The sequence below is a fragment of the Silvimonas terrae genome (assembly GCF_014202765.1).
GTDB classification, from domain to species: Bacteria; Pseudomonadota; Gammaproteobacteria; order Burkholderiales; family Chitinibacteraceae; genus Silvimonas; species Silvimonas terrae.
In genome coordinates, this window is sequence record NZ_JACHHN010000008.1 from 222,826 (window position 1) to 232,529 (window position 9,704).

10 protein-coding genes are annotated in these 9,704 nt (G+C 56.6%); all 10 read left to right on the forward strand.

Going from position 1 to position 9,704, the window contains the following annotated elements; genetic code table 11:
* The first annotated feature begins 41 nt into the window (after nt 1–41).
* The 10 genes from fliM (at nt 42) to HNQ50_RS18025 (ending at nt 9,556) form a co-directional block, all read left to right on the forward strand.
* Nucleotides 42–1,055, forward strand: coding sequence for a flagellar motor switch protein FliM (gene fliM / locus HNQ50_RS17980; RefSeq protein WP_184102583.1), 1,014 nt, complete (start codon nt 42–44; stop codon nt 1,053–1,055).
* Entirely contained in the window at nt 1,048–1,476 is a 429-nt protein-coding gene (fliN, locus tag HNQ50_RS17985; protein WP_184102584.1) for a flagellar motor switch protein FliN, read from the forward strand. Before fliM ends, fliN begins: the two co-directional genes overlap by 8 nt.
* Before the next feature lie 85 nt (nt 1,477–1,561).
* A complete protein-coding gene (gene fliO, locus HNQ50_RS17990; RefSeq protein ID WP_246428775.1) occupies nt 1,562–2,008 on the forward strand; it encodes a flagellar biosynthetic protein FliO in 447 nt (148 codons plus the stop codon).
* Between the two features lie 95 nt (nt 2,009–2,103).
* Nucleotides 2,104–2,766 (forward strand): flagellar type III secretion system pore protein FliP, encoded by a 663-nt coding sequence (fliP, locus tag HNQ50_RS17995; RefSeq protein ID WP_281386220.1) that lies wholly within the window; start codon nt 2,104–2,106, stop codon nt 2,764–2,766.
* A 183-nt stretch (nt 2,767–2,949) separates the two neighbouring features.
* Nucleotides 2,950–3,219, forward strand: a complete 270-nt coding sequence (fliQ, locus tag HNQ50_RS18000) for a flagellar biosynthesis protein FliQ (RefSeq protein ID WP_184102586.1) — start codon at nt 2,950–2,952, stop codon at nt 3,217–3,219.
* Between the two features lie 9 nt (nt 3,220–3,228).
* Nucleotides 3,229–4,017 (forward strand): flagellar biosynthetic protein FliR, encoded by a 789-nt coding sequence (gene fliR / locus HNQ50_RS18005; RefSeq protein ID WP_184102587.1) that lies wholly within the window; start codon nt 3,229–3,231, stop codon nt 4,015–4,017.
* 28 nt (nt 4,018–4,045) lie between these two features.
* A complete protein-coding gene (locus HNQ50_RS18010) occupies nt 4,046–4,273 on the forward strand; it encodes a hypothetical protein (RefSeq protein WP_184102588.1) in 228 nt (75 codons plus the stop codon).
* Nucleotides 4,270–5,175: a pseudouridine synthase gene (locus HNQ50_RS18015; RefSeq protein ID WP_184102589.1), complete on the forward strand. Its 906-nt coding sequence runs from the start codon at nt 4,270–4,272 to the stop codon at nt 5,173–5,175. Before HNQ50_RS18010 ends, HNQ50_RS18015 begins: the two co-directional genes overlap by 4 nt.
* Nucleotides 5,176–6,113: 938 nt before the next feature.
* Entirely contained in the window at nt 6,114–8,714 is a 2,601-nt protein-coding gene (locus HNQ50_RS18020; RefSeq protein WP_246428776.1) for a TonB-dependent receptor domain-containing protein, read from the forward strand.
* Nucleotides 8,715–8,893: 179 nt separating this feature from the next.
* On the forward strand, nt 8,894–9,556 hold the full coding sequence (locus HNQ50_RS18025; protein WP_184102591.1) for a hypothetical protein: 663 nt from the start codon (nt 8,894–8,896) through the stop codon (nt 9,554–9,556).
* Nucleotides 9,557–9,704 lie beyond the last annotated feature (148 nt).

Genomic DNA, 9,704 nt, shown 5'->3' on the forward strand with positions numbered 1-9,704 from the left:
AACGGCGCAATCAGGCCGCCACAGGCAAACGACAAGTATCAATGGCAGACGATATCCTTTCCCAGGAAGAGGTCGACGCGCTACTGCGCGGTGTGACCGGCGAGGAGGACTCCGAAGAGGAGAACCTTGACGCGGGATCGGTGCGCGCCTACGACATTGGCCGGCAGGAACGCATTGTGCGCGGGCGTATGCCCACGCTGGAAATCATCAATGAGCGTTTTGCCCGTAACCTGCGTATTGCCCTGTTTAATTTCATGCGCCGCAACGCTGAAATCAGCGTGGGTCCGGTGCGCGTACAAAAGTACAGCGAGTTCATCCGCAACCTGGTGGTGCCGACCAACCTGAACCTGATCCAGATGAAGCCGCTGCGTGGCACCGGCCTCTTTATCTTTGATCCGGATTTTGTGTTCCTGGTGGTCGACAATCTGTTTGGCTCGGATGGTCGTTATCACGTCCGCGTGGAAGGCCGTGATTTCACGCCAACCGAACAACGTATTATCCAGCGCCTGCTGGACGTGGTGTTCGAGGAATACCAGAAGGCCTGGAAGCCCGTGTTTGAGTGCGAATTTGGTTATGTGCGCTCGGAAATGAACACACAGTTTGCCAATATCGCCACCCCCACCGAAGTGGTGGTGGCCTATACGTTCAAGATCGAACTGGGTGCGGGCGGCGGTGATTTCCACGTCTGTTTGCCGTATTCCATGATCGAGCCGATCCGTGATCTCTTGTATAGCTCCATGCAGGCGGACCGGATCGAGGCAGACAATCGCTGGTTGAAACTGTTGCAGAAACAGGTGCAAAACGCGGAGGTGGATCTTGTGGCCACGCTGGGCAACACCCAGGTCACGCTGGGTGACATTCTGAATCTCAAGTCGGGCGATGTGATCTCGCTGGAGATCCCGCAGGCCATTGTGGCCGACGTGGATGGGGTGCCGTTGCTGGAATGCAACTATGGTATTCTCAACGGCCAGTACGCACTCAAAGTCAATAAAATACTCAGTAACGCCGACGCACTCAAAGGCGGCGAGCTAGACCAGGGAGAGACCAATGGCTGAGGATAGCGCCCCGGAAGAAGCGCTGGACGACTGGGCGGCCGCCATGGCCGAACAGGCCGAAGCCGACAGCAAAGCGACCGACAATCAGGCCGACGTCAAAAGCGCCGCCGATATGTTTGAACGCTTTGATGCGCCGCAGACCGTACCGGCTGGTGCGCCCAACAACATCGACATGATCCTGGATATCCCGGTCGCCTTGACCGTGGAGCTGGGGCGGACCAAGATTGCCATTCGCAGCCTGCTGCAACTGGCGCAAGGGTCGGTGGTTGAGCTGGACGGCCTGGCGGGCGAGCCTATGGATGTGCTCGTCAACGGTTGTCTGATTGCGCAAGGCGAAGTGGTGGTGGTGAATGACAAGTTTGGTATCCGTCTCACCGATATCATCACCCCGGCAGAACGCATTCGCCGGCTGCACAAGTAAACAGCCGGCTGGCGGACGGTGTTGATACCGTCCGCGCATCCCAACCACTCCAGACGGGGCAGACGTGCCCAGGTGTATTTCTTCCATGTGGTCCAGACGTTTTGCCTTGGGCGTGCTGCTCATGAATAGTGCGGCCAGTGCGCTGGCTGCCGCCTCGTCTCCCCAGTCTGCCATCGTGCCGGCCGCAACCTCGGCCGGGTCGTTTGCCCAACTGGCGCAGGTGGTCATTGCGCTGGTGTTCGTGCTGGGTTTGATTTTTGTGTCCGCCATGCTGATGCGGCGTTTTTCGCTGCTGCCGGGCATGGCTGCCGGCAACCGCCTGCGCGTGGTCTCGGGCGCGATGGTGGGCCCCAAAGAACGCGTGGTCATCGTGGAGCTGGATGACACCTGGCTGGTGGTCGGCGTTACGCCGCAGAATGTGAATCTCCTGCATACCCAACCGCGACCGGCTGATGCGCCCGCGCCACCGGCGCCGCCGCAATTTGCCTCGAAACTGGCACAGATTCTGGCTGGCAAGAGGCCTCAAGCATGAAATTCCGGTTGTCTCTTGCTCGTGGGGCTGGCGCTTTGATATTGCTGGCGGTGCCTGTAGCTGCACAGGCGGCAGATGCTGCCGGCATTCCGTTCATGACCGCCACATCAGGTGCTGGTGGTACGGCGTATTCCTTGCCGATCCAGACCCTGCTGTTTCTGACCGCGCTGACCTTTTTACCGGCGGTGCTGTTGATGATGACGGCGTTTACCCGCATCGTGATTGTGCTGTCCTTGCTGCGCCAGGCACTGGGTACGCTGCAGACTCCGCCGAATCAGGTCATCATTGGTCTTTCGTTGTTCCTGACGTTTTTTGTGATGTCACCGGTGTTCGACAAGATCTATACCGAGGCCTACACCCCGTATTCCCAGCAAAAAATGACCTTCAACGATGCGCTGGACAAGGCATCGGTGCCGCTCAAAGACTTCATGATGAAGCAGACACGCCAGCGCGATCTGGCGTTCTTCATTGATGTATCCGGTTCGCAAAAACCCAACGGTCCGGAAGACGTCAGCCTGCGTGTGCTGGTGCCAGCCTTTGTCACCAGTGAACTGAAGACGGCGTTCCAGATCGGCTTCATGGTGTTCATCCCGTTCCTGATTATTGACCTTGTGGTGGCCAGTATTCTGATGGCCATGGGGATGATGATGGTCTCGCCAGTGACGATCTCGCTTCCCTTCAAGCTGATGCTGTTTGTGCTGGTGGATGGCTGGACGCTCTTGATGGGCTCACTGGTGCAGAGCTTTTATACCGGATGATCCGGGGTGAGGTGTGAGGGGGTGAGGTGAAAAACCACGCCTGCCTGCAGCCTCTTGCTTTGCTGCCGACATCGGCATTCTTGTATTTATATAATGGGTGAACAGGACTGAGTGCGTGGCAAAACAGCCATGTGCGGTTTTTCCCCTCACGCCTCACCCCTTACTCCTCACAGGCGCAGCCCAATGACTCCTGAAACCGTCATCACCCTGATCCAGCGCGCCATGGAAGTCCTGGTGCTGCTGGCCGGACCGATTCTGTTGTCAGTGCTGGCGGCAGGTCTGATTGTGTCGGTATTCCAGGCGGCCACCCAGATCAACGAAGCCACGTTATCGTTCATCCCCAAGCTGCTGGTGGCTTTTCTGGTGTTTGTGCTGGCGGGGCCGTGGATGATCGGCATCATCACGGACTACACCACGCGCCTGTTTCAAAGTATTCCGACCCTGATTGGCTAAAGCCGCCCTATGTTCACGATTACCGATGCGCAAATCAACGGCTGGCTAGCGCTGTTTCTCTGGCCGTTCTTGCGTATTTTCGGCGTGCTGATGGCAGACCCGTTTTTCTCCAACGCCGCAATCAACACGACGGTGCGGGTGGGGTTGGCCCTGCTGCTTACCCTCCTGATCGCCCCTGTTCTGCCCGCCATGCCCAATGTCCCGGTGCTCTCGGCTCAGGGCATCATGATTGGCATTAACCAGTTGCTGATTGGCTGGATGATCGGCATGTGCATGCAGCTCATTTTCAGTACTGTAGAAATGGGGGGCAACATTGCCGGTCTGCAGATGGGCCTGGGTTTTGCCTCGTTTTACGACCCGCAAAGCGCCGGCAACGTGCCGCTGGTTGCCCAGTTTTTAAGCGCCGCCACACTGCTGCTGTTTCTGGCCATGAATGGTCATTTGATTGTGCTGCGGGCGCTGATCGAAAGTTTTGCCCAATTGCCACCTACCGATGCCCCGCTGGCCAGCGGCGCGTTTCGCATGATCGCCGAACACGGCAGCATGGTATTTAGCACCGGGCTGCAACTGGCGATGCCGGTGGTGGGCGCCTTGCTAGTGACCAACCTGGCCGTGGGCGTGATGACACGTGCGGCGCCGCAATTGAACGTCTTTGCGATTGGCTTTCCCATCATGTTGTCGATTGGTGCTGCCGCACTGTATATGTTGCTGCCGTATCTGCCGCAGTTTGTTGGCGGCATGATCAACGAGTTCACCCGCTTCGTGAATAGCCTGATGCAGACGCTGGCGCCCCAGTGAACGGCGCAGCACTTATATATATAAGAACATGTACATTCTGTTGATTGGCTATCTCTACGTGATTGGCATGCTGGCGGTGTGTTCCGGCAGCGTGGCTTTGGGTGGGTTCTTTGTGGTGGTGCTGGGCGTATTGCCCACCTGGTTGATCCTGTGGCTCAAACGGGCAGGGCAGATCAAACGTGCCGAGCGCCAGGCAGAACTCGCTCAGTCACAACCTGACCCAACGCCGGGTGCCCAACCGCCCGAGGCGTTATGAAGCCCAAGCCCTCCATTCCCTGGCGCGATGGCGTCGCCCCCAGTTTTGTTCTGCTGCCTGAGCAGGGCAACTGGCCAGACTTGCAATCCTTTTTGTTGCACCGGTTTCCACACCTGCCGGCAGACGTTATCGCCACGCGCCTGGCCACCGGCGAAATCATGGACGACGCGGGTTTGCCGGTGTCCGGTGGCGACCCCTACCAGCCCGGTTCAAGATTATGGTATTTCCGCGAAGTCCCGGATGAAGAGCCTGTCCCGTTTCAAGCCCAGGTGTTGTACCGGGATGAACGTATTCTGGTGGCGGACAAACCTCATTTTCTGGCTACCGTGCCTTCCGGGCGGCGTCTGCGGGAAACCTTGCTCAACCGCCTGCGCCGGGATCTGGATTTACCGGAATTGACCCCGGTACACCGGCTGGACCGGGAAACGGCTGGCCTCGTCATGTTTTGTCTGCACCCGCCCAGCCGGGGCTTGTATCAATCCCTGTTTGAATCCCGCCAGGTGAGCAAGGTGTATGAAGCCGTGGCGCCGCTCAATCCCGCGCTGGTTTTGCCTTTGGTACATCGCAGCCGGCTGGAGCAGGGGAGCCATTTCTTTACCTCGCAAGAGGTCGCGGGAGCGCCCAATAGCGAAACGCGACTCTCGCTGCTGCAGGATGACGGCCAGTTGGGCTGGTACCAGCTGGAACCGCATACCGGCAAGAAGCATCAACTGCGGGCGCATATGTCTGCACTGGGCATTCCCATCTGTAACGACCCCTGGTACCCGCAGGTCCAGGCCGATGCGCCGGATGACTTCACTCGGCCGCTGCAACTACTGGCGCGCTCATTGGCGTTTGTGGATCCGGTCAGTGGCGAGTCGCGACAGTTCCGTAGCGAGCGGGCACTCAACTGGCCGGTCTGAGGTCGTACCCGGTTTATGACGGCTTAGGGCAAGCCCGGCAAAAATAGCTATCTCGTATTACCGCATCCCACACCTGACTTTCGCCCCGCACAGCATACCGGTTCGGCCAAAACGGTCTCTTCTTGCCAGCTTTGCCTATTTCAGATGCCGGTCTACCGCTTGTCCCCCGTTTTTAGACGGCTATAGGGCAATATTCTTGCCATTTTTTCAGCAAGTTCCCAGGGTTGTCTATACATGTGCGGGAAATCCCGAATTCATTTCCTGGGTGTTTTAGGCAGGTAACCATGCGCCGCCGTTTTTTTTCCTGACAGCCACCCAGATCATCCCCGCGCACGATGGTCCTGGCTGGTGCACCAAAATATGTCGTTGATCTATAAGGCACTGTTTTGGTGCTCTAATGTCATTTCTAAACGGTTGTTTCAATTAAAGATTACACATATCTTTCTTATTAATTCTTTTAAATAAATAATAAATAGTTCCAAATGGAATATTTGGTAATACTTATATTCACTTTTCATGGGGTTGGGCAGGGGTGATTGGGGGTGTTTCGAGGGGCTGCTGAGGGTGTTACATCGGTATTGACTGTTGTCATGATACGACAACAGTATCGGTGTTAGCGCCTATATACGTCATAACCTAATGATTTTATTGTGTTTTATGTGCAAATGATTGCACCTGAAAACACCTGTTTATCGCTTTGTAACTTGTTTACTGTGTATTTTTGACAACAAAAACCAGACATAAGCCTATTTTTTTTGTTGAGGGAATGTCACTTCTGCGATTATCCGCTCACTTACACGGCCAACCGACAACGATGGCCGGAGACGGTCGCCAACAGCGCACCGCTTGGCCGTACTGTAAGGATGTGGGCTTCCACTTACCAACCCTGGGAGGCAGTTGTGCTTCATAAAAGAAAAACTCTCGTAGTAGCACTGGCTATGATCGGTGCAACCTATGCAGCGTCTGCCTTCGCAGATGATGCAGATTCCTCGACGTCTTCCGCCGCTGCCAATCGCGTGGAAGTGACCGGTACCTACCTGCGCGGCATCAAGCAGCAAAACGCCACGCCGATGACCGTGATCAAGACGGAAGACCTGACCAAGCAAGGTATCGTCAACGTCGAACAGGCTGTTGCCGCGATCGCTGCCAACACCTCGGCTATTACCGCTGCTACCTCTGTAGGTACAGATAACGGTGGTGCTGCGTTCGCTGACTTGCGCGGTCTGGGCGAGCAATACACGCTGGTGCTGCTGGATGGCCGCCGTATGGCTAACCAGGCCAGCAACGGTCTGGCTGTTGACCTGAACGCCATTCCGCTGGCGACGATCGACCACATCGACGTCTACAAAGGTGGCGCTACTGCCACCTACGGTACTGACGCGATCGCTGGCGTTATCAACTTCGTGACCAAGAAGTCGGTACAGGGCGCGACCATCGAAGCCCGTATCCTGTCCCCGCAACATCCGGGTGGCCTGACCAAAGAAGTGAGCGTCACCGGCGGCAAGGGCAGCCTGGTTGACGACGGCTTCAATGTTTACGGTTCGTTCACCGCTTCCAAGTCCAACGAAATCAAGACGACTGACCGTGATTTCGCGACCAATAATCTGAATCCGATCGGTGTAAGCGGCAACTCTTTCCCGGCCAACTACGTGCCGCTGGATGGCAGCGGTAATGCGTTGATTAACCCGGCAACGGGCAAGGCATATCCCGCCACCAACCCGATTGCTCCGAATTGCGCTCCGCCGACCACCGTGCCGTACAACGGTACCTGCCGCGAGCAATCGCCGCTGTTCTACGGCATCCAGCCTGAAGTTGAGCAATACACTCTTACTGGTAAGGCTTCCAAGCAGATTAACGAAGACAACCTGGTGGCCCTGCAGTACATCGGTACGCAAACCACCACGAAGACTCGTGTAGCGCCGACCCCGCTGTTGACCTACACCAACGACTTCTTCACCCTGCCGAGCTCCTCGCCGTACTTCTCGCTGGCCAATGCACCGGCTGGTACAGATTCGCTGGAACTGCACGCCCGTTCGATCCCGGCAGGCGATCGTATGGATGAAGTGGTGTCCACCACCCAACGTATCATGGCAACCGCTGATGGCATGATCGGTAGCTGGGCCTACGCTGGCGGTCTGGCCTACTCGCAAAACCAGGTTCGTCACTACCTGACCGGTGGTTACGTTGATGGTAGCAAGCTGCAAGGCGCGTTTGACGACGGCACCCTGAACCCGTTTGGCGATTCCGCCCCGGGCGCATGGGATAGCGTTGCCCTGAACGGCAAGATTGAAGAAGACAAGTATTCGACCACGCTGGCTGACTTCCACGTCAACAAGGACATCTACACACTGCCGGCTGGTGCCATCCAGTTTGCGGCAGGCGTTGAAGCCCGTCACGAAAGCCTGGATTCTGTCTTCACGGGATTGGCGCAATCGGCCCTGAGTACTGGTCTTGAGTCCGCTCAGAACACCAGCGGTAGCCGCAACTCGCAAGCTATCTTCGCTCAGTTGGCCATTCCGGTGACCGAGACGTTGAACGTGAACCTGGCCGCTCGTGACGACTACTTTAGCGATTTCGGTAATACCGCTAATCCTGAAGTGAAGTTCACCTGGCAGCCGATCGAACAGATCAAGTTCCGTGGTAATGCCAGCTCGGGTTTCCGTGCTCCTTCGCTGTACAACATCTATCAACCTAACCAGCAGACCAACACTGCCGGTCAGTACAACGACCCGCTGATGTGCCCGAACGGCAATCTGCAGCCAGGCGGCAATCAGGGTCGTGATTGCGAAGCCCAACAACAACTGTTGATTGGCGGTAGCAAGGATCTGAAGCCGGAAAAATCTGACTCCGCCAGCTTTGGTTTCGTCATTGAGCCGATCAAGGCCGTGACCGCATCGGTAGACTTCTGGTGGACCAATATCCACGACACCATCGGCACCCTGTCCGAATCCGCTATTTTTGCTGATCCTGACAAGTACGCTGACCGTTTCGTGCGTGATCCTTCCACCCAGAAACTGCTGTATGTGATCGATACCACCCAGAACCTGGGTAACACCATGATTTCCGGTATCGACTTGTCCGCAACCGTGCGTCTGCCCAAGACCGACGCTGGTAACTTCTCGATCACTTACGACGGTACCTACCTGACCAAGTTCGATTACCAGCACGAGAAGGACGGTCAGTACTTCCACGGTATTGGTCAGTTCTCGGACTACAACAACGCCCCGATCTTCCGCTACAAGCAAGACCTGAACCTGAACTGGAACAAGGGCAACTTCAGCGGCATTCTGGGTTCGACCTACCAGACTGGCTACCAGGATATGTATGAAGGCAATCGCGTTGCTTCCTACATCCTGTGGAACCTGTCCGGTACGTATGTCTATCACAAGGATCTGACGATCACTGCAGGTATCAAGAACCTGTTTGACAAGGCTCCGCCGTACTCCAATCAGGATTACGCCTTCCAGCAAGGTTATGATCCGCGCTTCTTCGACTCCGTCGGTCGCGCTTACTACCTGCAAGCATCCTACAAGATGTAATTGCAGGTCAGACCTGGCCTCTGTCCTTTACCAAAAGGGCGGGGGCCAGGCCAATCTGGCAGCAAGTTTCAACCAAGCCCGTGAGGGTGAGTTGATGGTTGTGGCAAGTTGAACTTCTGGAACAAATCGTCGCAGGTGAAGGCGATGCGCTCCAGGTGAATTGAAGGTTGAGCCGAACAATGGCTAACACAGCATACGGATATGGCCAAGGCCGTGCCGGTGGCCGACGCGCAACAGGTCTGGTAGGCGTGGTGGTTTTCCACGTTCTCCTGATTTACGCGTTGATTTCAGGCCTGGCACAGGACGCGGTCAAGAAGATCCAGCAAAAGGTGGAAGTCTCGATCATCAGCGAGCCGCCCCCGCCACCCCCTCCGCCGCCCCCTCCCAAAGTAGAGAAGGTCATTCCCAAGGCCGCACCGCCGGTGCCGCAGCCCAAGGCATACGTGCCGCCGGTTGAGCATCCGAACAATGCGCCTGCGCCGACGGCTATTGCCGCGACGACCTCTGATCCGGCTCCGCAGCCACCGGCCCCGCCGCCTGCACCTGCGCCAGCGCCGGCTCCCAGTGGTCCGTTGTCAGCCAAGGGCAACTGCACTCACCTTGAAAACCCGGAATATCCAGGCAAAGCCATGGAAGACGGGATCGAGGGTCTGGTTTCCGTTGTGTTTACCTTTGGTAGCAACGGCAAATTCAGCGCGATCGACAGCATGAACTTCAAAGGGATTCCTGCTTCGTACCGCAGCCAGTTCAAGAGTGAGATTACCAAGGCTCTGCAAGGCTATGCCTGCCCGGCCGGCTCGTTCGTTTACGAGTACAACTTCCATATGAATTCCGATTCCTGACCGGAATCACCGTTAGCACAAGGGTCACGATCATGACTAAGCAATTCTCTACTTTCATCAAATCTTTCGCTGCTGTGGCCGGCCTGATGGCTGTGTCCGCTGTGGCCTCCGCCGCTGAAGGCGCCAACCCGTACGGCATCGACGCACT

What these genes read in the sequence shown, in the direction of transcription:
- fliM (WP_184102583.1), top strand. Translation starts at nt 42, where the DNA reads ATGGCAGACGATATCCTTTCCCAGGAAGAGGTCGACGCGCTACTGCGC.
- fliN (WP_184102584.1), top strand. Translation starts at nt 1,048, where the DNA reads ATGGCTGAGGATAGCGCCCCGGAAGAAGCGCTGGACGACTGGGCGGCC.
- fliO (WP_246428775.1), top strand. Translation starts at nt 1,562, where the DNA reads ATGTGGTCCAGACGTTTTGCCTTGGGCGTGCTGCTCATGAATAGTGCG.
- fliP (WP_281386220.1), top strand. Translation starts at nt 2,104, where the DNA reads ATGACCGCCACATCAGGTGCTGGTGGTACGGCGTATTCCTTGCCGATC.
- fliQ (WP_184102586.1), top strand. Translation starts at nt 2,950, where the DNA reads ATGACTCCTGAAACCGTCATCACCCTGATCCAGCGCGCCATGGAAGTC.
- fliR (WP_184102587.1), top strand. Translation starts at nt 3,229, where the DNA reads ATGTTCACGATTACCGATGCGCAAATCAACGGCTGGCTAGCGCTGTTT.
- HNQ50_RS18010 (WP_184102588.1), top strand. Translation starts at nt 4,046, where the DNA reads ATGTACATTCTGTTGATTGGCTATCTCTACGTGATTGGCATGCTGGCG.
- HNQ50_RS18015 (WP_184102589.1), top strand. Translation starts at nt 4,270, where the DNA reads ATGAAGCCCAAGCCCTCCATTCCCTGGCGCGATGGCGTCGCCCCCAGT.
- HNQ50_RS18020 (WP_246428776.1), top strand. Translation starts at nt 6,114, where the DNA reads ATGATCGGTGCAACCTATGCAGCGTCTGCCTTCGCAGATGATGCAGAT.
- HNQ50_RS18025 (WP_184102591.1), top strand. Translation starts at nt 8,894, where the DNA reads ATGGCTAACACAGCATACGGATATGGCCAAGGCCGTGCCGGTGGCCGA.